At 65.5% G+C, this 23794-nt stretch carries 20 protein-coding genes and 1 riboswitch; of the genes, 15 read left to right on the top strand and 5 right to left on the bottom strand.

Annotated features, from left to right (window positions below; genetic code table 11):
- Window positions 1–41: 41 nt before the first annotated feature.
- Together adhP and J8I26_RS11675 are read right to left on the bottom strand one after the other, a co-directional pair.
- Window positions 42–1067 (bottom strand): alcohol dehydrogenase AdhP, encoded by a 1026-nt coding sequence (gene adhP / locus J8I26_RS11680; RefSeq protein ID WP_209607277.1) that lies wholly within the window; start codon window positions 1065–1067, stop codon window positions 42–44.
- A 324-nt stretch (window positions 1068–1391) separates the two neighbouring features.
- A complete protein-coding gene (locus tag J8I26_RS11675; RefSeq protein WP_280868802.1) occupies window positions 1392–2150 on the bottom strand; it encodes a DeoR/GlpR family DNA-binding transcription regulator in 759 nt (252 codons plus the stop codon).
- A 160-nt stretch (window positions 2151–2310) separates the two neighbouring features.
- Here J8I26_RS11675 and glpD point away from each other — a divergent pair, with 160 nt between their 5' ends.
- The 10 genes from glpD (at window position 2311) to J8I26_RS11625 (ending at window position 12844) form a co-directional block, all read left to right on the top strand.
- The gene (gene glpD / locus J8I26_RS11670; protein WP_209607275.1) at window positions 2311–3864 is read left to right on the top strand and encodes a glycerol-3-phosphate dehydrogenase; all 1554 of its coding nucleotides are present in this window, start codon (window positions 2311–2313) and stop codon (window positions 3862–3864) included.
- Between the two features lie 55 nt (window positions 3865–3919).
- Window positions 3920–5008: an ABC transporter ATP-binding protein gene (locus J8I26_RS11665; RefSeq protein ID WP_209607274.1), complete on the top strand. Its 1089-nt coding sequence runs from the start codon at window positions 3920–3922 to the stop codon at window positions 5006–5008.
- 1 nt (window position 5009) lies between these two features.
- Window positions 5010–6098 (top strand): ABC transporter ATP-binding protein, encoded by a 1089-nt coding sequence (locus tag J8I26_RS11660; protein WP_209607273.1) that lies wholly within the window; start codon window positions 5010–5012, stop codon window positions 6096–6098.
- Window positions 6099–6101: 3 nt separating this feature from the next.
- Complete coding sequence (locus J8I26_RS11655; protein WP_209607272.1) at window positions 6102–6992, top strand: sugar ABC transporter permease; 891 nt, start codon at window positions 6102–6104, stop codon at window positions 6990–6992.
- Complete coding sequence (locus tag J8I26_RS11650) at window positions 6985–7803, top strand: carbohydrate ABC transporter permease (RefSeq protein ID WP_209607271.1); 819 nt, start codon at window positions 6985–6987, stop codon at window positions 7801–7803. Before J8I26_RS11655 ends, J8I26_RS11650 begins: the two co-directional genes overlap by 8 nt.
- Before the next feature lie 2 nt (window positions 7804–7805).
- A complete protein-coding gene (locus J8I26_RS11645) occupies window positions 7806–8090 on the top strand; it encodes a DUF2160 domain-containing protein (RefSeq protein ID WP_209607270.1) in 285 nt (94 codons plus the stop codon).
- A gap of 113 nt (window positions 8091–8203) precedes the next feature.
- Window positions 8204–9943 (top strand): ABC transporter substrate-binding protein, encoded by a 1740-nt coding sequence (locus J8I26_RS11640; RefSeq protein WP_209607269.1) that lies wholly within the window; start codon window positions 8204–8206, stop codon window positions 9941–9943.
- A gap of 148 nt (window positions 9944–10091) precedes the next feature.
- Window positions 10092–11579 (top strand): glycerol kinase GlpK, encoded by a 1488-nt coding sequence (gene glpK, locus J8I26_RS11635; RefSeq protein WP_209607268.1) that lies wholly within the window; start codon window positions 10092–10094, stop codon window positions 11577–11579.
- Between the two features lie 259 nt (window positions 11580–11838).
- Entirely contained in the window at window positions 11839–12261 is a 423-nt protein-coding gene (locus J8I26_RS11630) for a FecR domain-containing protein (protein ID WP_348635310.1), read from the top strand.
- Window positions 12254–12844: an OmpA family protein gene (locus tag J8I26_RS11625; protein WP_348635309.1), complete on the top strand. Its 591-nt coding sequence runs from the start codon at window positions 12254–12256 to the stop codon at window positions 12842–12844. The genes J8I26_RS11630 and J8I26_RS11625 overlap by 8 nt, the downstream gene beginning before the upstream one ends.
- Window positions 12845–12931: 87 nt before the next feature.
- Here the strand turns inward: J8I26_RS11625 and J8I26_RS11620 are convergent, their stop codons facing one another.
- Window positions 12932–14140 (bottom strand): HD-GYP domain-containing protein, encoded by a 1209-nt coding sequence (locus J8I26_RS11620; protein ID WP_209607266.1) that lies wholly within the window; start codon window positions 14138–14140, stop codon window positions 12932–12934.
- 211 nt (window positions 14141–14351) lie between these two features.
- Window positions 14352–14424: riboswitch (Fluoride riboswitch) on the top strand.
- A gap of 82 nt (window positions 14425–14506) precedes the next feature.
- Between J8I26_RS11620 and J8I26_RS11615 the strand changes: the two genes are divergently transcribed.
- Both J8I26_RS11615 and J8I26_RS11610 read left to right on the top strand, forming a co-directional pair.
- Window positions 14507–15754, top strand: a complete 1248-nt coding sequence (locus J8I26_RS11615; protein ID WP_209607265.1) for a voltage-gated chloride channel family protein — start codon at window positions 14507–14509, stop codon at window positions 15752–15754.
- Window positions 15755–16244: 490 nt separating this feature from the next.
- On the top strand, window positions 16245–18089 hold the full coding sequence (locus J8I26_RS11610; protein ID WP_209607264.1) for a methyl-accepting chemotaxis protein: 1845 nt from the start codon (window positions 16245–16247) through the stop codon (window positions 18087–18089).
- A gap of 96 nt (window positions 18090–18185) precedes the next feature.
- Here the strand turns inward: J8I26_RS11610 and J8I26_RS11605 are convergent, their stop codons facing one another.
- Complete coding sequence (locus J8I26_RS11605; RefSeq protein ID WP_209607263.1) at window positions 18186–19427, bottom strand: MFS transporter; 1242 nt, start codon at window positions 19425–19427, stop codon at window positions 18186–18188.
- Window positions 19428–19512: 85 nt separating this feature from the next.
- Between J8I26_RS11605 and J8I26_RS11600 the strand changes: the two genes are divergently transcribed.
- Window positions 19513–20346, top strand: a complete 834-nt coding sequence (locus J8I26_RS11600) for a helix-turn-helix transcriptional regulator (RefSeq protein WP_209607262.1) — start codon at window positions 19513–19515, stop codon at window positions 20344–20346.
- Window positions 20347–20372: 26 nt separating this feature from the next.
- Here the strand turns inward: J8I26_RS11600 and J8I26_RS11595 are convergent, their stop codons facing one another.
- On the bottom strand, window positions 20373–20762 hold the full coding sequence (locus J8I26_RS11595) for a hypothetical protein (protein WP_245200269.1): 390 nt from the start codon (window positions 20760–20762) through the stop codon (window positions 20373–20375).
- A gap of 433 nt (window positions 20763–21195) precedes the next feature.
- Between J8I26_RS11595 and J8I26_RS11590 the strand changes: the two genes are divergently transcribed.
- Window positions 21196–22095, top strand: a complete 900-nt coding sequence (locus tag J8I26_RS11590) for a MurR/RpiR family transcriptional regulator (protein WP_209607260.1) — start codon at window positions 21196–21198, stop codon at window positions 22093–22095.
- Window positions 22096–22427: 332 nt separating this feature from the next.
- Window positions 22428–23750 (top strand): aspartate aminotransferase family protein, encoded by a 1323-nt coding sequence (locus J8I26_RS11585; RefSeq protein ID WP_209607259.1) that lies wholly within the window; start codon window positions 22428–22430, stop codon window positions 23748–23750.
- Window positions 23751–23794: the final 44 nt, after the last annotated feature.

Raw genomic sequence — 23794 nt, 5'->3', positions numbered from 1 at the left:
CCCTTTTTATTGTTGCCCGGCGGCTGCGGGGCAGACCAGGATCAGCTCAGGTCAAGCACGATGCGGCCATCGATCTTGCCTTGTTCCATGCGCGCGAAGATGGCGTTGATGTTGTCCAGCTTGTCCCAGCTGAAGTGCGCCGCCACCTTGCCTTCGGCCGCGAACGCCAGCGACTCTTCCAGATCCTGGCGCGTGCCGACAATGGAACCGCGCACGGTGATGCGCTTCAACACCGTATTGAACACCGGCAGCGTAATGTCGCCCGGCGGCAGGCCGACCAGCGCCATGGTGCCGCGCGCGCGCAGGAAGCCGAACGCCTGTTCCATGGCCTTGGGCGAGACCGCCGTCACCAGCGCGCCATGTACGCCGCCGATGATGCGCTGCACGTCCGCCACCGCATTGGCGCTGCGGCTGTCGACCACCATGTCGGCGCCGAGCTGTTTGGCCAGCGCCAGCTTGTCTTCGTGAATGTCGGCCGCCACCACGTGCATGCCCATGGCCTTGGCGTATTGCACGGCCATGTGACCCAACCCGCCGATGCCGGAGATGACCACCCATTCACCGGGTTTGACCTCGGTTTCCTTCAGGCCCTTGTAGACGGTCACGCCCGCGCACAGCACCGGCGCCGCTGCACCGAACTCCAGCGCGGCCGGCAATACGCCCACATAGTCGGGATCGGCCAGGCCGTATTGCGCGAAGCTGCCGTTGACCGAGTAGCCGGTGTTCTGCTGGTCGGCGCACAGCGTCTCCCAGCCGGTGCGGCAGGGACCGCAGCAGCCGCAGGCGGTATGCAGCCAGGGCACGCCGACGCGATCACCTTCCTTGATGCGCTTGACGCCGGCGCCCACTGCCGCCACGTAGCCCACGCCTTCGTGACCGGGGATGAACGGCGGGTTGGGCTTGACCGGCCAGTCGCCGTGCGCCGCGTGCAGGTCGGTATGGCACACGCCGCTGGCCTCGAATTTGACCAGCACCTGGCTAGGGCCGGGCACGGGAATGGGCACTTCCTCGATGCTCAAGGGCTTGCCGAATTCGCGGACGACGGCCGCTTTCATTGTTTGCGTCATATGCACTCCTTGGGAGAATTCAAAAAGATGCGCGGCGAAGCGGGAAGGGCGCGGGGAAGCATGTCCATGCCCGCGACGGCGTGCCCGCCCGTGCGCAGCTCCACTATCGTCCCGGGCTGCAAGGAGGTAAATCGGCGATTGCGGCGGGTTTGATCCACGTCGTCAAGCCGCCAGAAATAGGGGCTGAACATCAGACTGCGACAGAGAGACGGAAGTGGCGACCACACAGGATCAACTGCGGGAGCTCAGCCATGGAGTGCGGTCACGCGCGCGCCGGTGCGCAGCGCGGCGCATGCCGCGGACGGGAAGAGGGAGAGAGGGGAATCAGGTCGCCAGCACCACTTCGACGTCGGTCTCGGCCAGCAGCTTGGCCAGCTCCGGCGGCGGCGGCGCGTCGGTGAACAGCACGTCGACTTGGGACAGGTGCGCCATCTTCACCAGGGCCTGGCGCCCGAACTTGCTGGAGTCCGCCACCAGCCACACCTGGCGCGATTGCTCGATGATGGTCTGCGCAACCTTCACCTCGCGCGCGTCGAAGTCGCGCAGCACGCCGTCGAGTTCGATGCTGGAGATACCGATGATGCCGATGTCCACCTTGAACTGGCGGATGAAATCGATGGTCGCCTCGCCGACGATGCCGCGATCGCGCGCGCGCACCACGCCGCCGGCGACGATTACCTCGGACTCGGTATTGCTGGCCAACATGTTGGCCACGTTCAGGTTGTTGGTGACCACGTGCAGGTTCTTGTGCTGGTGCAGCGCCTGCGCGACTTCCTCGGTGGTGGTGCCGAGATTGAGGATCAGCGAACAGCCGTCCGGCACGCGCGCGGCGACGGCCTTGCCGATGCGGCGCTTGGCTTCGGCGTTCATCACCTGGCGTTGCGGGTAAGCGATGTTCTCGGTCGAGGAGAGCAGGCCGACGCCGCCGTGATAGCGCGCCAGCAGCTTGGCGTCGACCATGGCCTTGACGTCGCGGCGTACCGTCTGCGTGGTCACGTTGAGCTTTTGCGCCAGTTCTTCGACCGAGATGGTGATGTGCTTGCGCACGCATTCCAGCAGGGTTTGTTGCCGTGGGTTAAGCATCATGGCCAATATAATTATCAAGTATGAACATTTAAGAACATAAACGAATCCAAAACAACAAATAATTGTTGATTATTTTTCGCGTTGTCGCGTATCGTACTGAAAAAAATCGCAGCACATAAGAATTGGCGAGTATCCAAAAACTCCGGAGACAATGCGAATGGCCCTCGAATACGATCTGTTGGTGGTCGGTGGTGGTATCAATGGCGCCGGCATCGCACGCGATGCCGCCGGCCGCGGCCTGCGCGTGCTCCTGTGCGAGCAGCACGACCTGGCGCAGCACACTTCCTCGGCCAGCACCAAGCTGATTCACGGCGGCCTGCGCTATCTCGAGTATTACGAATTCAAACTGGTGCGCAAGGCCTTGCAGGAGCGTGAAGTGCTGCTGCGCGCCGCGCCCCACATCATCTGGCCGCTGCGCTTCGTCATGCCGCACGACGCCAGCCAGCGTCCGGCGTGGATGATCCGCGCCGGCCTGTTCCTCTACGACACGCTCGCCAAACGTGAAATCCTGCCCGCCTCGCACGGGCTCAACCTGCGCGAACATGCCGCCGGCCAGCCGCTGAAGGGCGACTACCGCCGCGGCTTCGTCTATTCCGACGGCTGGGTAGACGACGCGCGCCTGGTGACGCTCAACGCACTGGACGCGCACGAGCGCGGCGCCCGCATCCTGACCCGCACCAAATGCGTCAGCGCCCGTCGCGACGGCGAGCGCTGGCATGCGGTGCTGGAGAGCGAGGCCAACGGCCGCACCCAGGTGCTGGAAGTGCAGGCGCGCGCCATTGTCAACGCCGCCGGCCCTTGGGCCGCGCGTTTCGCGCAGGGCGTGCCGGGGGCAAAAAAGAATTACGGCCTGCGCCTGATCAAAGGCAGCCACATCGTGGTCAAGCGCCTGTTCGACCATCCCTGCGCTTATATTTTCCAGAATCCCGACAAGCGCATCATCTTCGCCATTCCCTATCAGGACGACTTCACGCTGATCGGCACCACCGACCTCGAGTATCACGGCGACGCCGGCCGCGTCGAGATCAGCGGCGAGGAAGTGGCTTACCTGTGCGAGATGGCCAACCGTTACTTCACGCGCCAGATCACCGCCGCCGACGTGGTGTGGACCTACTCCGGCGTGCGTCCGCTACTGGACGACAGTTCCGAGAACGCCTCCGCCGTCACCCGCGACTACCTGCTCGAATGCGACGCCGCCGGCGCGCCGATGTTGAACGTCTGGGGCGGCAAGATCACCACCTACCGCAAGCTGGCCGAAGAAGCGCTGGCCATGCTGTCGTCCAACCTCGGCCTGCAGGATCGCCCCTGGACCGACGGCGCGCCGTTGCCCGGCGGCGATCTGCAGCATCCGGGCAAGCTGGTGCGGCGCTATGACTTCGACGCTTTCCTGCAGGACGTCCAGCGCCGCTATCCATGGCTGCCGGCGCAGCTGGCCAAGCGTTACGCGCGCAGCTACGGCGCGCGCCTCGAACGCCTGATCGGCACGGCGACCAGCCTGGCGGAACTGGGCGAGGAACTGGCGCCGGGTTTGTACGAAGCCGAGGCGCGTTACCTGGTCAGCACGGAATGGGCGCGCAGCGCCGACGACATCCTCTGGCGGCGCAGCAAGCTGGGCCTGTATTGCCAGCCGCAGCACGTTGCGCGGCTTGAGGCATGGCTGGCGCAGGAGCATGCCGGTGCCGCGCCGTTGCAGTCGCCGCAAGCGGTGTAATCGCTGTAATCACAAGCAACCAACAATAAGTAATAAAACGCAGCAAGGAGACAGTGTGACCCTGGAACTGAAACAAGTGGTCAAGACGGTCGGTGCCCACACGCACCTGTACCCCCTTGACCTGACGCTGGCGAAAGGCGGCATCAACGTGCTGCTGGGCCCGACCCAGGCCGGCAAGACCTCGCTGATGCGCATCATCGCCGGGCTCGACAAGCCCACGGGCGGGCGCATCCTGGTGGACGGTGAGGATGTCACCGGCGTCGGCGTGCGCGAGCGCAACCTGGCGATGGTGTACCAGCAGTTCATCAACTATCCCGGTCTTTCGGTGTTTGAGAACATCGCCTCGCCGCTGCGCCTGCAAAAGAAGCCGCAGCAGGAGATCGACCAGCGCGTCAACGAGATCGCCGACAAGCTGCACATCGCGCACCTGCTGCAGCGCCTGCCGGGCGAACTCTCCGGCGGCCAGCAGCAGCGCACCGCGCTGGCGCGCGCGCTGATCAAACGCGCGCCGCTGGTGCTGCTGGACGAGCCGCTGGTGAACCTCGACTACAAGCTGCGCGAGGAGTTGCGCAGCGAACTGATTTCGCTGTTCGACGCCGGCGACACCACCGTCGTGTACGCCACCACCGAGCCGCAGGAAGCCTTGCTGCTCGGCGGTCACACCGCCGTGATGCACGAGGGCCGCCTGCTGCAGTTCGCGCCGACGCTGCAGCTGTTCAACGCGCCGGCCTCGACCGAGGTGGCGGCGATCTTCAACGATCCGCCGATGAACCTGCTGGAGGCCAGCGCCACCGGCGGCGATGCCGTGCGCATGGAAGACGGCAGCGTGCTGGAGATTGCCGGGCGCGGCCTGCGCCTGTCGGACGGGCAGCGCTGCCGCGTCGGCATCCGCTGCAACGACGTGCGCCTGCAGGCGCTGACCGGACCCGGCGTGAGCCTGGCTTGCCGCGTGACGCTGGCCGAGCTGAGCGGCTCCGAAACCTATATGCACCTGCGCCATGGCGACGTGCCTTTGGTGGCGCAGCTGCCGGGCGTGCACGAGTTCGAGATCGGCAGCACGGTCAAGGTCAGCATCAGCGCGGCGCAGGTATTCCTGTTTGACACAGAGGGTCGCCTGCTGAGCGCCCCGACGGAGGCGCACTGACATGGCCCGCATCGAATTCAACAACCTCGGCCACGCCTACGGCCCCAACCCCTCCAGCCTGAAGGACTATGCGCTGCAGCCGATGAACATGGTGTGGGAAGACGGCGGCGCCTATGCGCTGCTGGGCCCCTCCGGCTGCGGAAAGTCGACGCTGCTCAACATCATTTCCGGTCTCCTGCAGCCGTCCGAAGGACAGGTGCTGTTCGACGGCGTGGACATGACCCACAAGGCCACCCGCGAGCGCAATATCGCGCAGGTGTTCCAGTTCCCGGTGCTGTACGACACCATGAGCGTGTTCGACAACCTGGCCTTCCCGCTGCGCAACCGCAAGATGCCCGAGCGCGAAGTGCAGGCGCGGGTGCACGAGATCGCCGAGATGCTGGATCTCTCGCGCGACCTGAAGCAGCGCGCCGCCGGCCTGTCCGCCGATGCCAAGCAGAAGATCTCGCTGGGTCGCGGGCTGGTGCGCAAGGACGTCGCGGCCATCCTGTTCGACGAGCCGCTGACGGTGATCGACCCGCACATGAAGTGGGAGCTGCGCCAGAAGCTCAAGGAGATTCACCACCAGCTGAAGCTGACGCTGATCTACGTCACCCACGACCAGGTCGAGGCGCTGACCTTCGCCGACGAAGTGGTGGTCATGACTGAAGGCAAGGTGGTCCAGCAGGGCAAGCCTGAGGCCTTGTTCGTGCGCCCCGACCATACCTTCGTCGGCTACTTCATCGGCAGCCCCGGCATGAATTTCTGTCCGGTTCGCGTCGACGGTGACGCCGTGCTGCTCGGCAAGCAAAGAGTGCAGCTGGAGGCAGCGCAGCTGCAGGCGCTGAAGAACGCCAACGGCGAACTGAAGCTGGGCATCCGCCCCGAGTTCGTTGAGCTGGCGGCGGCCGGCAGCGTCGGCGCGGTGAGCGCGGACGTCACCCAGGTCCAGCACCTGGGCACCAGCCAGCTGGTGACGGCGCAGTTCGACGGCCTCACCGTCAAGGCACGCGTGGCGCCGTCGGTGAAGGTGGCGCAGGGGCCGCAATGGCTGCGCCTGGCCAAGCCGGAGACGATCTACTTCAGCAACGAAGAAAGAATAGGGCGGTAAAGCATGGACAAGCCAATCAACAACAAGGCATGGTTCTTCATCCTGCCGGTGTTCCTGACGGTGGCCTTCTCCGCGATCATCCCGCTGATGACCGTGGTGAACTACTCGGTGCAGGACATCATCAGCCCCGAGCAAAGCGTGTTCGTCGGCCTCGAGTGGTTCAAGGAAGTGATGCGCGACGGCGAGCTGCACTCGGCCCTGCTGCGCCAACTGGTGTTCTCGTTCTGCGTGCTGCTGGTGCAGATCCCGCTGGGCATCGTGCTGGCGCTGGCGATGCCGCACAAGGGCTGGAAATCTTCGGCCACGCTGGTGATCCTGGCCATGCCACTGTTGATCCCATGGAACGTGGTCGGCACCATCTGGCAGATCTTCGGTCGCGCCGACATCGGCCTGGGCGGCTACGTGCTGAACTTGCTGGGCACCGACTACAACTACGCCTCGGATCCGACTGACGCCTGGATCACCGTGCTGGTGATGGACGTGTGGCACTGGACGCCGCTGGTGGCGCTGCTGGCCTTCGCCGGCCTGCGCTCGATCCCGGACGCCTACTACCAGGCGGCGCAGATCGACGGCGCCAGCCGCTGGGCGGTCTTCCGCTACATCCAGCTGCCCAAGATGCGCGGCGTGCTGGTGATCGCGGTGCTGCTGCGCTTCATGGACAGCTTCATGATCTACACCGAACCCTTCGTGCTGACCGGCGGCGGCCCCGGCAACTCGACCACGTTCCTGAGCCAGTACCTGACGCAGAAGGCGGTCGGCCAGTTCGACCTGGGTCCGGCGGCGGCGTTCTCGCTGATCTACTTCCTCATCATCCTGCTGCTGTCCTTCGTGCTCTACAACTGGATGCAGAGCGCCGGCAACGGTAGCAAAGACACGGGCGGCAACCATGAATAAAGACAAGCAGAGCGGCCTGACGCGGCTCCTGGTGATGGCGCTCTACATCGCCTTCACCCTGATCCCGCTGTACTGGCTGCTGAACACTTCGCTCAAGACCAACGAGGAGACCCTGTCGGTCTTCACGCTCTGGCCCAACGCACCCACGCTGGACAACTACAAGGTCATCTTCACCGACCCGTCGTGGTATTCCGGCTATATCAACTCCATCATCTACGTGGCGATGAACACCGTCATGTCGCTGCTGGTGGCGCTGCCGGCGGCGTATGCGTTCTCGCGCTACCGCTTCCTCGGCGACAAGCACATGTTCTTCTGGCTGCTGACCAACCGCATGACGCCGCCGGCGGTGTTCCTGCTGCCGTTCTTCCAGCTGTACTCGACCATCGGCCTGTCCGACACGCACATCGCCGTGGCCCTGGCGCACATGCTGTTCAACGTGCCGCTGGCGGTATGGATCCTGGAAGGCTTCATGTCCGGCGTGCCGCGCGAGATCGATGAGACCGCCTACATCGACGGCTTCTCCTTCCCGCGCTTCTTCGTCCGCATCTTCCTGCCGCTGATCAAGTCGGGCGTGGGCGTGACCGCCTTCTTCTGCTTCATGTTCAGTTGGGTCGAGCTGCTGCTGGCGCGTACGCTGACCTCGGTCAACGCCAAGCCGATCAGCGCCATCATGACGCGCACCGCCTCGGCGGCCGGCATGGACTGGGGCATCCTGGCCGCGGCCGGGGTGCTGACGATTGTTCCCGGGGCACTGGTGATCTGGTTCGTGCGCAACCACATCGCCAAGGGCTTCGCCATGGGGAGAGTGTGATCATGGCCAATGCATTTTCATGGATGTCGTGGACGCTGCCGGTGGCGGTGTTCTTCATCTGCGTCGCGCTGATGCTGGTGGGCATGACGGTGTGGGAGATCCGTTCGCCCACCACCGAGCGCAAAGGTTTCCTGCCGATGCGTACCACCCGCGGCGACCGCCTGTTCATCGGCTTGCTCAGCGCGGCTTACATCAATCTGGCGTGGGTCGGCCTGACCGACCTGGACCAGTGGTACGCCGCCGCTATCGGTTTCGTGGCCTTGCTGCTGATCATGCGCAAGGGTTGATCCGTAATTCGATTTCCGGTTTGCGCCAAGGCGACAACCTGGAATGAAATGACGTCCCGGGGAATGTCCTTCCCACCCCGGCGCGGCCATCTTAGGGAAGGTGACGAGGAGACATGATGCAGAAATTCAAACTAACCGTGCTGTCGGCTGCGCTGGCTATGGCTGGCATCGCCGGCAATGTCTGGGCCGATACCAAGGCCGCCGAGAAGTGGGTCGACGCCGAGTTCCAGCCCAGCACCCTGTCGCGCAAGCAGCAGGTCGACGAGATGCAGTGGTTCATCGATACCGCCGCCAAGCTCAAGGCCAAGGGCATCAAGGAAATCCACGTGGTCTCCGAGACCCTGGACACCCACGCCTATGAATCCAAGACCCTGGCCAAGGCCTTCGAAGAAATCACCGGCATCAAGGTCATCCACGACGTGATCCAGGAAGGCGACGTGGTCGAGAAGATGCAGACCTCGCTGCAATCGGGCAAGTCGATCTACGACGGCTGGGTCAACGACTCCGACCTGATCGGCACCCACTACCGCAACGGCCAGACCGTGGTGCTGACCGACTACATGGCCGGCCCCGGCAAGGAATACACCAACCCCGGCCTGGACCTGAAGGATTTCATCGGCACCAGCTTCACCACCGCGCCGGACGGCAAGCTGTACCAGCTGCCCGACCAGCAGTTCGCCAACCTGTACTGGTTCCGCGCCGACTGGTTCGCGCGCAAGGACCTGCAGGAAAAATTCAAGGCCAAGTACGGCTATGAGCTGGGCGTGCCGCAGAACTGGTCGGCCTATGAAGACATCGCCGCCTTCTTCACCAACGACGTGAAGGAGCTGGACGGCAAGAAGATCTACGGCCACATGGACTACGGCAAGAAGGACCCGTCGCTGGGCTGGCGCTTCACCGATGCCTGGCTGTCGATGGCCGGCGCCGCCGACAAGGGCCTGCCCAACGGCCTGCCGGTCGACGAATGGGGCATCCGCGTGGCCGACGACAAGTGCACCCCGGTCGGTTCCTCGATGGCGCGCGGCGGCGCGACCAACTCGCCGGCGGCCGTGTATGCGCTGACCAAGTACCTGGACTGGATGAAGAAGTACGCGCCGCCCGAAGCGCTGGGCATGACCTTCTCCGAAGCCGGCCCGGTGCCCGCGCAAGGCCACATCGCGCAGCAGATCTTCTGGTACAGCGCGTTCACCGCGGGCATGACCAAGCAAGGTCTGCCGGTGGTCAACACCGACGGTTCGCCCAAGTGGCGCATGGCCCCCGGCCCGCACGGCCCCTACTGGAAGGACGGCATGCAGAACGGCTACCAGGACGTCGGCTCGTGGACCTTCCTGAAGAGCACCCCGCCTGACCGCATGGCGGCGGCCTGGTTGTATGCCCAGTTCACCACGTCCAAGACCGTGTCGCTGAAGAAGTCCATCGTCGGTGTGACCTTCATCCGCGACTCCGACATCCGTTCGGATTACTTCACCAAGAACGCGGCCAAGTACGGCGGCCTGATCGAGTTCTACCGCAGCCCGGCGCGCGTGGCATGGACGCCGACCGGTAACAACGTGCCTGACTATCCGAAGATGGCCCAGCTGTGGTGGAAGAACATCTCGGCCGCGATCTCCGGCGAGAAGACACCGCAAGGCGCGATGGACAACCTGGCCGATGAGATGGACGGCATCATGGCGCGCCTGCAGCGCGCCGGCATGAAGCAGTGCGCACCGAAGCTGAACCCGAAGAAGGATCCGGCCAGCTGGATGTCCGACAAGGGCGCGCCGTGGACCAAGCTGGCCAACGAAAAGCCGAAGGGCGAGACCATCGCCTACGACAAGCTGCTGCAGGCATGGAAGGACGGCCGCGTACGCTGATCGGCTGATGTCAGCCTGACATCCGGTCAGTCAGGACGTCATTCCGGCGCAGGTCGGGATGACGTCTTTTTTATCCGCCGCATCAGCATCACGCGCGGCGGCGATGCATTCAGTTATTCAGCAACGCAGTAATTCAGTAAGGGACCTCATGGCTTATCTGCTCGCCCTGGACCAGGGAACCTCCAGTTCCCGCAGCATCATCTTCGACGAAAGCGGCGCCATCGTGGCCGCCGCACAGCAGGAATTTCCGCAGATTTTTCCGCAGCCGGGCTGGGTCGAGCACGACCCGCTGGACCTGTGGAACAGCCAGTTGCAAACCGCGCGCCAGGTGCTGGCGCAAAGCGGCATCAAGGCAAGTGAGCTGGCCGCGCTGGGCATCACCAACCAGCGCGAGACCACCGTGGTGTGGGAGCGCGCCAGCGGCCGCCCGGTGTACAACGCCGTGGTGTGGCAAGACCGCCGCGCCGAAACGGTCTGCGCGCAATTGCGCGAGCGCGGCCTGGGCGAGGCCATCCGGGCCAAGACCGGCCTGGTGCTCGATCCGTATTTCTCCGGCACCAAGCTGCGCTGGATCCTCGATAACGTGCCCGGCCTGCGCGAGCGCGCGCAGCGCGGCGAGCTGCTGTTCGGCACGGTCGACGCCTGGCTGATCTGGAACCTGACCGGCGGCCGGCTGCATGTCTCCGACGTCTCCAACGCCTCGCGCACCATGCTGTGGAACATCCACACCGGCAGCTGGGACGAGGAGCTGCTGGCCTGGCTCGACATCCCCCGCAGCATGCTGCCGGAGGTGCGTGCCTCGTCTCACCTGTACGGCGAGGTCGACGCGCAGCACCTGGGCGCGGCGGTCAAGATCGCCGGCATCGCCGGCGACCAGCAGTCGGCGCTGTTCGGCCAGGCCTGCTTCAGCCCCGGCATGGCCAAGAACACCTACGGCACCGGCTGCTTCATGCTGCTGCACACCGGCGAGCAGTGCGCCACTTCGCGCAACGGCCTGATCAGCACCGCGGCCTGCCAGACCGGCGCCACGCCGCAATACGCGCTGGAAGGCAGCGTCTTCATCGGCGGCGCGGTGGTGCAGTGGCTGCGCGACGGCTTGAAGGCGATCAAGACCTCCACCGACGTCGAGGCGCTGGCGGCGTCCGCCGAGGACTCGGGCGGCGTGGTGTTCGTGCCGTCCTTCACCGGGCTGGGCGCGCCTTACTGGAACCCGTCGGCCAAGGGCGCCATCGTCGGCCTGAGCCGCGGCAGCACGGTGGCGCACATCGCGCGCGCCGCGCTGGAGTCGATCGCCTTCCAGAGCACCGCGCTGCTGACGGCGATGGTGCGCGACGCCGTCTCGCCCATCACCGAATTGCGCGTCGACGGCGGCGCTTCCGCCAACAACCTGCTGTTGCAGTTCCAGGCCGACCTGCTCGGCATCCCGGTGATCCGCCCGCAGGTGACGGAAACCACCGCGCTGGGCGCGGCCTACCTGGCGGGGCTGGCCACCGGCGTGTACCGAGATCAGTCGGAACTGTCGGCGCAGTGGCGCATGGAGCGCACCTTCCAGCCCGCCATCAGCCGCGACGAGGCCTTGGCAAAAATGCAAGCCTGGGAAAGCGCCATCAAGCAGGTCAGGGCAGGGGACGCCTGAGGCCTGTTGGTGCCTTTGTTGATCGAACTGCAATTGCTCACGGATTTATACCTTGTTTCGTTGTTGTCGAGGAACGGGTTTCCATGCGGAATCTGCCTATAATGTCGCCGCGGCGCCGCGATCTGCCGGGCGCCATGCCGAATGCATCCGGAGCGATCAACAAGGGAGTTTCATGAAACGGGGAGCGGTTTCTCAAGGCAAGCGGGGGGCGCCTGTTGCGTTGTCTGCGGCGTTGTCTGTTGCAGCGGCGCTGGCATCCGTGACGACGTGCAGCGCGCTGGCGCAAACGCCGGCGGCCGAGCGCTCGCAAGCCGGCATCGTCAAGGTAGTCAGCGGCGAGGTGCAAGTGCAGCGCCAGCAGCAGGCGCTGGCCGCCAAGGTCGGCGACAAGCTGTACCCGGGCGACCGCATCGTCACCGCCGAGGCCGCCGCCGTGGGCATCACGCTGCGCGACGACACGCTGATGTCGCTCGGTCCCAAGACCAGCTTCGTGCTGGAAGACTTCAAGTTCAACGAAAGCTCGGGCGAGGGCAACGTCGCCGTGCGCGTGGCCAAGGGCACGCTGCGCTACGTCTCCGGCCTGATCGGCAAACGCGCGCCGGAGCGCCAGCAGGTGGCCACGCCGACGGCCACCATCGGTATTCGCGGCACCGACTTCATCGTGGAGGTGGCCGGTGAATAAGCTGCTCGCCCTCTGCATCGCCTTGCTGGCCTTGTCCGGTTGCGCCGGGCCCAAGGAGCGTTTCGTGCTGCTGCCGCAGGCTGACGGTTCTTCCAGCAGCATCGTGGTCAAGACCGCTGCAGGCGAGACCGCACTGGCCACCCCCTACGCCAGCGTGGAAACCGAAGCCGGCAAGGCCGGCAAGACCGCTACCGTCAGCGAGGCCGACGTGCAGGCGCGTTATGCTCCCTTGCTGCAAAACCTGCCGATGCGGCCGCGTAGCTATGAGCTGCTGTTCGAGTTGGGCAGCGATCGCCTGACGCCGGCGTCGCGCAAATTGCTGAATCAGGCCATCGAGGAATTCCGCAGTTTCCCGGCCGGCGAATTCATCTTGGTGGGACATGCCGATGCCATCGGCAGCGATGCCAACAACGAGGCGTTGTCGGTGCGCCGTGCGCGGCTGGTGGAGCGCGAACTGCTGCGCGCCAAGATCGAGCCGCTCAGCATCGAGGTGGTGGGGAAGGGCTCGCGCGAGCCGCGCGTGCCGCAGAAGAAGGGTGTGCCCGAGCCGCGCAATCGCTTCGTCGAGATCCGCATTCGCTGACCTGCGGTACCCGGAACAGCAAAGAAAAAGCCCGCAGGATGCGGGCTTTTTTTCATGCGCAAGAAACGTAAAAAAACGTGAAGAAGCTCAGGACAACGCCCGCGTGCTCAGCAGCTGCATCGAGTCGAGGTGGCTCAGGCGCGCCCATTCTTCGCCGCCGCGGGCGATGATGGTGTCGGCTTCAGGCGTGGCCAGCAGGTCGAGGATTTCGGTGTCGCTGACTTCCATGTTGTCGTTGTAGCGGAACACCTTGAGCACCGGACGGGTCAGGTCCTTGGCGTTCTGGCGGATCACGAAGCCCGAGCGTCCCGACTCCAGCTTGACGATGGAGCCCACAGGGTAGATGCCCAGCGTCTTGACGAAGGCCAGGAACATGGCGCGGTCGAAGTGGCCGGTCCAGGAGGCCATCGCCGAGATCGCCTCGGCCGGATCCCAGCCGTGCTTGTAGGGGCGATCCGAAGTCAACGCGTCATACACGTCGCAGATCGCCGCCATGCGCGCATACAGCGAAATGGCGCCGCCGCGCTGGCCTTCCGGATAGCCGTTGCCGTCGATCTTCTCGTGATGGTGCAGGCAGACGTTGCGCGCATAGTCGGGCACGTTGGGATCCTGGCTCAGATACTTGAAGCCCAGTTCCGGGTGCTTGCGCACGATAGCGAATTCTTCTTCGGTCAGCTTGCCGGGCTTGTTCAGGATGTCATGCGGGATGAAGGCCTTGCCGATGTCGTGCAGGAAGCCGCCCAGGCCGGCTTCGCGGCAGGCGGTCTCGTCCATGCCCAGCGTGCGGCCCAGCGCCACCATCAGCGCGCACACCGCTACCGAGTGCAGATAGGTGTATTCGTCGGCCAGCTTCAGGCGCACCACGCTCATCAGCGCGTTGGGGCTGTGCACCACCGAGCTGGCGATCTCTTCCACCACGGACACGCAGCGGTCCATGTCCAGCACCTTGCCCATGCGGATTTCCGCGAACATGGCCTGGGTCGCCTTCTTGGCGGTTTCGCGCAACGCCTGGGCGTCGATCAGCGCCGGGTCCAGCGCGGGTTGCGGCGCCAGTTCGGGTTGCGGTTCGGGCTCGGGAGTTTCCTCCGGCTCTTCTTCCGGCGCGACGACGTCCTTGCCCTTGGCAGTATCGATCCAGCACTCGGCGATGCCGCTGGCACGCGCCTGCTGCAGTTCGCTGGGGCTCTTGATGAGGAACTTGTTTTTCCAGAACGGATGGTTCATCCACGCGGCATCGTCGAAGCCGGCGAAGTACATTCCGAGGACAAGTTCCTCCACTTTGATTTTCTTCAGCATGTCAGCGCATCTTTTCGCCGCGGTGGCGACGGAAAGGATATTTCAGTTTTATCGTGCAAGGCGGTGGAAAAACGGACGCGGCTCCCTCCCTGAGATTGCCGCGGGCCAATCATCTCATATGGCCGCCCGGTTGGGAACGGGCGCGCACTTTTGCGCGACACACCGGGGGCCGGCGGCGCGGCGATTGTCCGTCCGGCTGAAACTTGCTAACATGCGCGGCGGAGATGGCATTCCTCCCCGAACCGCCGCCGGCACCCGCCGGGGCTGATGATGCCTGCAGACCCTGGATGACCGGGACTGTAGGCGTGCGCACCAAGCATCCTCCCGTTCCTGCCGGCCAGGTTGACCCAACCCAACGCCCGCAACATGAACGCCTCCAAACTTCCTGAACCGCTGCGCCTCCTGCCCTATGTCGGCAAATGGTGCCTTATCGCCTCGCTGGTGGCCTTCCTGGCCGGCAGCGCCTCGGCCTTCTTCCTGATCTCGCTGGACCTCGCCACGCGCACCCGCCAGGCCCATCCCTGGCTGCTTTGGCTGTTGCCGGCAGCCGGCTTTGCGGTCGGCTGGATTTACCTGCATGCCGGCAAGTCGGTCGAGGCCGGCAACAACCTGCTGATCGACGAGATCCACGACCCGGCCAAGGTGGTGCCGCTACGCATGGCGCCGCTGGTGCTGATGGGGACGGTAGCGTCGCACCTGTTCGGCGCGTCGGTGGGGCGTGAGGGCACCGCGGTGCAGATGGGCGGCGCGCTGGCCGACCAGCTGACCCACGTGTTCCGCCTGCGCCGCGAGGATCGCCGCATCCTGTTGATGGCCGGCATCAGCGCCGGCTTTTCTTCGGTGTTCGGCACGCCGATGGCGGGCGCCATCTTCGGACTGGAGGTGCTGGCCATCGGTCGCATGCGCTATGACGCGATCTTTCCCTGCTTCGTGGCCGCCATCGCCGCCGACCAGGTCGGCCTGGCTTGGGGCGTGCACCATACCCATTACGCCATGACGGCCACGGCGCCGGTGGCGCTCTGGAGCGCGGCGGCGGTGATCGCCGCCGGCGCCGTGTTCGGCCTGGCCGGCATGGCCTTCGCGCGCGGCGCCCACGGCTTGTCCGCCTTCATGAAGAAGCACGTGGCCTACGCGCCGCTGCGTCCGGTCATCGGCGGCGTCGTAGTGGCGCTCGCAGTATGGGCCTGCGGCACCCAACGCTATGTCGGTCTGGGCATCGACGTGATTGTGCAGGCCTTCCAGCAACCGGTGGCGCCGTGGGACTTCCTGGCCAAGGGGCTGTTTACGGTGGCCTCGCTGGGCGCCGGTTTCAAGGGTGGCGAGGTGACGCCGCTGTTCTATATCGGCGCCACGCTGGGCAATGCCCTGGCGCCGTTGCTGCATCTGCCGTTCCCGCTGCTGGCCGCGCTCGGCTTCGTGGCGGTGTTCGCCGGCGCGGCCAACACGCCGCTGGCGTCCACGGTGATGGCCATCGAGCTGTTCGGCGCCGGCATCGGGCCGTTCGCGGCGCTGGCCTGCGTGGTCGCCTATCTGTTCTCCGGCCACACCGGCATTTATCGAGCGCAGCGGCTGGGCCAGCACAAGCACGGAAGCCCGCCGTCCGGCGGCGCGTAAGCCGCAGGCAAAAAAACGGCCCGCATTGGCTGCGGGCCGAAAGGAGTCCGCCGGATGTCGTCGCGGCGAACAAGGGGGAAAGAGGAGACCCCGTTGCAAGCACTGTATGCCGCCAGAATTAAGCCAGACTTAAGGCCGGTCAATCATGTTGCTGCGCGGTCATTATTTCCGCGCGAACACACTGTGCGCGCGCACCTGTAGCGCGAGCGCATCAGGCCCGGATTTATTTTCAGAGGCTTCAAAACTTTGCGAACGGCCGCTGTTACGCTTGCATCGCAACGTTCATCGAATCACCCACCGCCGGAGCTCAGCAGTAACGTCCCAGTCATAAAATCCCTTTAACCTCCTCGCCGGACCGTCGTGTCCGCCGATCGGCCTCCCGGCTCAACCCAACCGATTCATCCGTTTATCCGTTTATCCGTTCGTAGCCCTCCGTAGCCGGAGGCCGTGATGTGCTGTCCGTCCCGCTGTTTGTCCTTGTGGAAACTTTATGAATTTCTCGTCCTTGCGTACCCGCCTTATCGCCATCTGCGCCGGCATCGTCGTGCTGGCGATGCTGGCCATCGTGCTCGCCAACTTCGTTACTGCACGCTCCAGCACCATGTCTGCGCTGGACAGCCAGCTGGAGCAGTTGGCCCAGGGCCGCGCCGCTGCCATCGGCGAATGGGTGAAGTCCAAGAAACTGGTGGTCTCCTCCATCAAACAGGCCGCCGGCGCGCCCGATCCGCTGCCCTTTGTGAAGGCAGCCGAGCAGGCCGGCGAGTTCGACCTGGCCTACATCGGTTATGAAGACAAGCACGCGGTGTTCTCGCAGCAGCGCACCCGCGCGGCGGACTACGATCCGACCAAGCGTCCCTGGTACCAGCAGGCCGCCAAGAGCGGCGCGCCGGTGGTGACTGCGCCCTATATCGGCGCCAGCAACGGCAAGCTGTTGGTGACCTTCGCCGAGGCGGTCGGCAGTGCCGGCCAGGTCAGCGCCGTGGCGGCGGCCGACGTGCTGCTCGACACGGTGGTCAACGACGTGCTGTCCATCAAGCCCACGCCCAACAGCTACGCCTTCCTGGTCGACACCAGCGGCAAGGTGATCGCCCACGCCAACGAGAAGCTGCGCCTGAAGCCGCTGGCCGACCTCGATCCTTCCATCAGCGCGCAGTCGCTGGCCGACAGCGCCGCCGCGCACGGCCACCAGGACGTGAAGCTGGACGGTCGCGACAAGATGCTGTTTTCCGCCAAGGTCGCCGGCAGCGACTGGCTGCTGGTGGTGGCGCTGGACCGCGCCGACGCCACCGCGCCGCTGTCCACCATGCTCAGCACCTCGGCCGTGACGGCAGTGCTGGTCACCGTGCTGGCCGCGCTGGTGCTGGGCGCGCTGGTGTCGCGCGCCTTGCGCCGCCTGTCGTTGGTGCAGGGCGCGCTGGAAGAAATCGCCGACGGCGACGGCGACCTGACCCGCCGCCTGGGCACCGATGGCGGTGATGAGCTGGCGCGCATCGGCGCCGCCTTCAACCGCTTCGTCGACAAGATCGAAGGCGTGATGATCGACATCCGCGACGCCAGCCACACCATCCACGCCGCCTCGCGCGATATCGCCAGCGGCAACATGGACCTGTCGCAGCGCACCGAGACCCAGGCCAGCTCGCTGGAAGAGACCGCCGCCGCCATGGAGGAGCTGACCTCCAGCGTGCGCCATAACGCCGACAACGCAATGCAGGCCAACCAGCTCTCGCAGTCGGCGTCCGAGATCGCCGGTCGCGGCGGCGTGATGGTGGAGCAGGTGGTGCAGACCATGAGCGCCATCAACGGCTCGTCGCAAAAGATCGTCGACATCATCAGCGTGATCGACGGCATTGCTTTCCAGACCAACATCCTGGCGCTGAATGCCGCGGTCGAAGCCGCGCGCGCAGGGGAACAGGGCCGCGGCTTTGCGGTCGTCGCTTCCGAAGTGCGCTCGCTGGCCCAGCGTTCGGCTACCGCCGCCAAGGAGATCAAGGTGCTGATCGGCGACTCGGTGGAGCAGGTGCGCGCCGGCGAACAAAGCGTGGCCGATGCAGGCGCCACGATTCGCAGCGTGGTCGAGAGCGTGCAAAAGGTCAGCGACGTGGTGGCCGAGATCAGCTCCGCCAGCCGCGAGCAGAGCCAGGGCATCAACCAGACCAACGACGCCATCGCGCACATGGACCAGGCCACCCAGCAGAACGCGGCGCTGGTGGAGCAAGCTGCAGCCGGCGCGCAGTCGCTGCAGGAACAGGCCAGCCGCCTGGCCGACATCGTCACCCTGTTCAAGCTGAGCGACGCCCGCGCCCGAGGTGCGGTGTTCGAGATGCAGGTGCGTTGATCCTTGCGGAGGCAAACAAAAAGGGCAGCCGAGGCTGCCCTTTTTTCATGCTGTCATGCGCGATCGGAAGTGATCGCAGGCAATCCCAGCGCCGCGTCAGGCGGGCCCTTCCTTCAGGTTGGGCAGGAACACGGTCAGCAGGCCGGCCAGCGGCAGGAAGGCGCACAGGCCGTAGACCCAGGCGATGCCGTACAGGTCGGCCAGGTGGCCCAGCAGCGCCGCGCCGATGCCGCCGAAGCCGAACATCAGGCCGAAGAACACACCGGCGATCATGCCCACCTTGCCCGGCACCAGCTCCTGCGCATACACCACGATGGCCGAGAAGGCCGAGGCGATCACCACGCCGATCACCACCGACAGCACCCCGGTCCAGAACAGGTTGGCGTGCGGCAGCAGCAGCGCGAACGGCGCGGCGCCGAGGATGGAGATCCAGATCACCAGCTTGCGGCCGATCTTGTCGCCGATCGGGCCGCCGACGAAGGTGCCCACCGCCACCGCGCCCAGGAACAGGAACAGGTAAAGCTGCGAGCTCGCCACCGACATGCCGAAGCGATCAATCAGGTAGAACGTGAAGTAGCTGGTGAAGCTGGCCATGTAGAAGTACTTGGAAAACACCAGCAGCGCCAGCACCACCAGCGCGCGACGCACGGTCGAGGCGGGCAGCTGGTGGCCGGCACGCGCCTTCCCTTTGCCCTTGGTCGCGGCCAGGTGGCTGCGATACCAGGCCGACACGCGCGAAAGCACGAAGATCGCCAGCACCGCCAGCAGCACGAACCACAGCACGTTGCCCTGGCCGTAAGGCACCACGATGGCGGCCGCCAGCAGCGGGCCGAAGGCCGAGCCGGCGTTGCCGCCGACCTGGAAGGTCGACTGCGCCAGGCCGAAGCGGCCGCCCGAGGCCATGCGCGCAATGCGCGAGGCTTCCGGGTGGAAGGTCGAGGAGCCGATGCCCACCAGCGCCGCCGCCAGCAGGAATGCGTGGAAGCTGCCGGCCATGGCTAGCAGCACGATGCCGATCAGGGTGGCCACCGCGCCGCAGGGCAGCAGCCAGGGTTTGGGGTGACGGTCGGTGTACATGCCGATCCACGGCTGCAGCAGCGACGCCGTGACCTGGAAGGTGAGCGTGATCAGGCCGACCTGGGTGAACGTCAGGCCGTAGCCGGTCTTGAGCATCGGATAGATCGACGGCAGCAGCGCCTGGATCATGTCATTGATCAGGTGGGCGCCGCCGCAGGCCAGGATGATGCTCATCACCAGCGGTTGGGCGGCCGATGCGGCAGCCGATGGCAAAGGGGAAGCTTGCGGCGCGCTGGCGTCGCTGTCGGTGGTGCTGGTCATGGTGGATTGTTGACGTGGATAGGATGGAGCAAGCGTATCATTGGCATCTATTCCTGCTTATGCCACTTATTGCCGAATAAATGCCATGGTCACCCAGATCCGCCAGGTCAGCCCCAGCCGCGAAGTGGCGGCGTTGCAAAGCGCCGACTGCGCCGTGGTGGCGTTTGCGCGCGAGCTGCGCTACCGCGACCTGCTGACGGCCCATTCGCACCAGCGCGGCCAGCTGCTGTATGCGGTGGACGGCGTGATGCAGGTGCGCACGCCTCAGGGCGTGTGGCTGGTGCCGCCGCAACGCGCGCTGTGGGTGCCGCCGTTCGTCGAGCATGAGATCCGCATGCTGAGCAAGGTCAGCATGCGCACGCTGTACATCGGTGAAGAAGAAGGACGCAACATCGGCGAACGCTGCCGCCTGCTGGAGGTGTCGGTGCTGCTGCGCGAGCTGATCCTGGCGCTGCTGGACGAATCGAACGACTATCGCCCCGACAGCCGTGCCGGCCATGTGGCTGAGCTGATCATGTCGGAACTGTCGCGTGCGCCGTCGATTCCGGTCGAGATTCCCTGGCCGCGCGACCGCCGCCTGGCGGCCATCTGCGAAGCGATCCTGGACGATCCCGGGCGCCAGTTCTCGCTGGCCGACTGGGCCGGCGTCGGCGGCGCCAGCGTGCGCACGGTGATCCGTTTGTTTCCGAAGGAGACCGGGCTGCAGTTCCGCCACTGGGTACAGCAGGTGCATCTGAGTGAAGCGCTGGTGCGCCTGGCCAAGGGCGATGCGGTGGGGGTGGTGGCGCAGGCGCTGGGCTACAAGAGCCAGAGCGCGTTTTCCAACATGTTTCGCAAGGCCTTGCAGACCACGCCCAACCACTACCTGCAGCGCCAGGAAAAGCGCCGGGTGGCGGTGGGCGAGGGCGGCGACGCCTGAGCGGCGTCAGCTGCCCGACAGGCGACTCAATAATTGATGACCACCACCTTCGGGCCGCGGCGTGCGCCGGCCGTCGGCGCGGCTACCCCGGTGGCGGCTGCGCTGCCGGGTGGAGCGGCGGCTTCGCGGCCCGGATTGTCCGGATCGCGGTCGAGGAAGTAGGGATCGGCCGCAGCGTCGATCGCCAGCGCCGACCCCAGCACATTCTGCGAGCGCTCATTGGCCACCCCGGCCGAGGCCGAGCACACCTGGAAGAAGTCGGCGCTGCCTTCCGAGAAATCGACGCGGCATTTCTCCGCGACAGTGACCGAGATGGCAAGCGCGCCCGAGGTCGCCGCCAGCAAGGCGCTGCCCCAGTTGACCTGGCTGAAGATGGCGGCAGTCACGACGGCCGCTGCAAAGACTTTTTTGTTCATGTTAATTCCCCCTTTGAGCCGACTGTAGAGTGGCCCGTGGCGGTGGGGCATCGGAGAAATCCTGAAATCCGTGCGGCAATATTCGCAAGCCGGGGGAATCCGCTCCCGCGGCCCGCGAGCAGGCGGAAGAGAACGATCGTTCTTACTGGGGGAAGTGTGATTGCAACAGGGTTTGCGGCGGGTTGCCCAAGGCCAATCCGGGGTAAATTATTTTTATCTTTTTGCGGCGCGGCGTGGTTTTTTTTCTACGTCGGACTCGCATATCAGGATGGGCGAAACGAAGCGTATCGCCGACCGTTGTGTGCAGAAAAGGCCGCCGCGCCATTCGTATGGGCGTGAAACGCCTCATCCATCGATTGCAACAAATGTTGCGATAGGCGCACGATTGTTTGCTACCATCGCTCGGGTTTTCACCCGATCACGCCTGCCGCCCATGAGCACTACGAGCCACACCAGCAACGCCGACCCGGCGCCGCACACCTTCGCCGAACTGGACGCTGCGATTCGCGAGCGCTTCACCGACATGCGGCCGCAGTTCCAGGCCGGCGCCGCCTTCCTGCTGGACAATCCGGGCGAGGTGGCGGTCTCGACCATGCGCGCCTTGTCGCAAAAGGCGCAGGTGCAGCCGTCCACCTTCGTGCGCCTGGCGCAGTACCTCGGCTTCGCCGGTTGGGCCGAGCTGCGCGCGCTGTTTGTCGAACGCCTGGCGGGCGACCCCAAGGCCTACGCCTTCAAGGCCAAGAGCATCGTCCGGCGCAGCAACAGCGACAAGCTGGTGGCCGAGTTGTTCACCGCGCAGCGCGCCAATCTCGATGCCTCCGAGCCCAAGAGCGCCGACCGCATGCTGGCCGCCGCGCGCGCGTTGGCCAAGGCGCGCCAGGTGCATATCGCGGGTTTCCGCGCGGCGTTCTCGATCTCCTTCCTGCTGCATTACCTGTATCGCCTGTTCCGCAGCTCGGTGTCGCTGGTGCGCGGCAGCGAGGGCTCGCTCGACCTCGAACTGCGCGCCTTCGCGCCGCAGGACGCGGTGGTGGTGATCAGCTTCGCGCCCTATTCGGCCGAGGCCGTGCGGGTGGCCGAGGCGGCCACTGCGGCCGGCGCCAAGCTGATCGCGCTGACCGACAGCGCGGTGGCGCCGATCGCGCTCAAGGCCGACCACTGCCTGCTGTTCTCGCATGAGAGCCCGTCCTTCTTCCCGTCGATGGCGGCCGCCACGGCGGTGGCCGAGAGCCTGATCGAACTGGTGATCTCTATCGACGACGAGCACGCCGTCAAACGGCTGGAGCAGGCCGAGCAAGGCCTGCACAGCACCGGCGCCTACGTCGCGCGCTAGCGCGGGCTTCCCCCACTTTTCTTATCCACAGGGGCGCACGGCGCCCCTTTCTTTTTGTGCCTCGGCTGGTCGCGTCGCGATGTTGTTGCGTTGCCTCGTGCTGCACGGCGGCAGGCGCTGCGGTGCGCCATCGGCGTGCCCTGGCGTTCGACGGTGCACCGAAAGAATGCTGCAAATGCACCAAAAAAATCAATATAAAAATAATGTGCAACATATGTTGCAAGCCGCGTTGCGTTCATTTATATTGCGCTTCAAGTTGAATTTGCAACGAATGTTGCTGCGTCGTGAGCGCAGGCAACAGCGCGTTGCAGCACACCGTAAAGGGCAATCGCATGACGCACGTATTCCACCGCAATCCCCGCAGCAAGCTTCCGGTCGCCGTGGCCGGCGAAGGCATGGCGCTGATCGACAGCGAGGGCAAGCGCTACCTAGACGCATCCGGCGGCGCTGCCGTCTCCTGCCTGGGGCACGGCCATCCGCGCGTGGTCGAGGCGATCCGCAAGCAGGTTGGCCAACTGGCCTACGCCCATACGTCCTTTTTCACCACCGAGCCCGCCGAGCGGCTGGCCGCGATGCTGGCCGACGCGGCGCCGGGTTCGCTGAACCATGTCTACTTCCTCTCCGGCGGATCGGAAGCGGTCGAGGCGGCGCTGAAGCTGGCGCGCCAGTACCACGTCGAGACCGGCCAGGCGCAGCGCAAGTACTTCATCGCGCGCCGCCAGAGCTATCACGGCAACACGCTGGGAGCGCTGGCCATCGGCGGCAACGCCTGGCGTCGCGAGATGTTCATGCCGCTGCTGATCGAGGCGCACCACGTCTCGCCGTGCTACGCCTACCGCGAACGCCGCGACGGCGAGAGCGACGCACAATACGTGCAGCGCCTGGCCGATGAACTGGAGCAAAAGATCCTCGCGCTGGGCGCCGACCAGGTCGCCGCCTTCGTCGCCGAGACCGTGGTCGGCGCCACCGCCGGCGCAGTGCCGCCGGTGGGCGACTACTTCCGCAAGATGCGCGCGGTGTGCGACAAATACGGCGTGCTGCTGATCCTGGATGAGGTGATGTCCGGCATGGGGCGCACCGGCTATCTGTTCGCTTGCGAGGAGGATGGCGTCGAGCCCGACATCGTCGCCATCGCCAAGGGCCTGGGCGCCGGCTACCAGCCGATCGGCGCCATGATCTGCAGCGATCGCATCTACGGCGCGGTGCTGCAGGGCTCCGGCTTCTTCCAGCACGGTCACACCTACATCGGTCACGCCACCGCCTGCGCCGCCGCGCTCGCCGTGCAGGACGCCATCCGTGAAGACAATCTGCTGGCCAACGTGCGTCAGCGCGGCGAGCAGCTGCGCGCCGAACTGCGCGAGGCGTTTGCGCAGCACGCGCATGTGGGCGACGTGCGCGGGCGCGGCCTGTTCGTCGGCGTCGAGCTGGTGGCTGACCGTGCAAGCAAGGCGCCGCTCGATCCGGCGTTGCGCACCCACGCCCGCGTCAAGTCCGAGGCCATGCAGCGCGGCCTGCTGGTGTACCCGATGGGCGGCACCATCGACGGCCGCAGCGGCGACCACATCCTGCTGGCCCCGCCGTTCATCGCCACGCAGCAAGACATTTCCGACATCGTCGGCCGGCTGGCCGAGGCTGTCTCGGCCGCGCTGGCTTGAGCCGCCTGCACGCCAATTCGCCACGCAGATCCGCAGATCCGAAT

This window comes from Herbaspirillum sp. LeCh32-8 (assembly GCF_017814915.1).
Classification (GTDB): domain Bacteria; phylum Pseudomonadota; class Gammaproteobacteria; order Burkholderiales; family Burkholderiaceae_D; genus Herbaspirillum.
The sequence above is the reverse complement of the archived record's forward strand: the minus strand, read 5'-3'. Positions and strand labels throughout refer to the sequence as shown.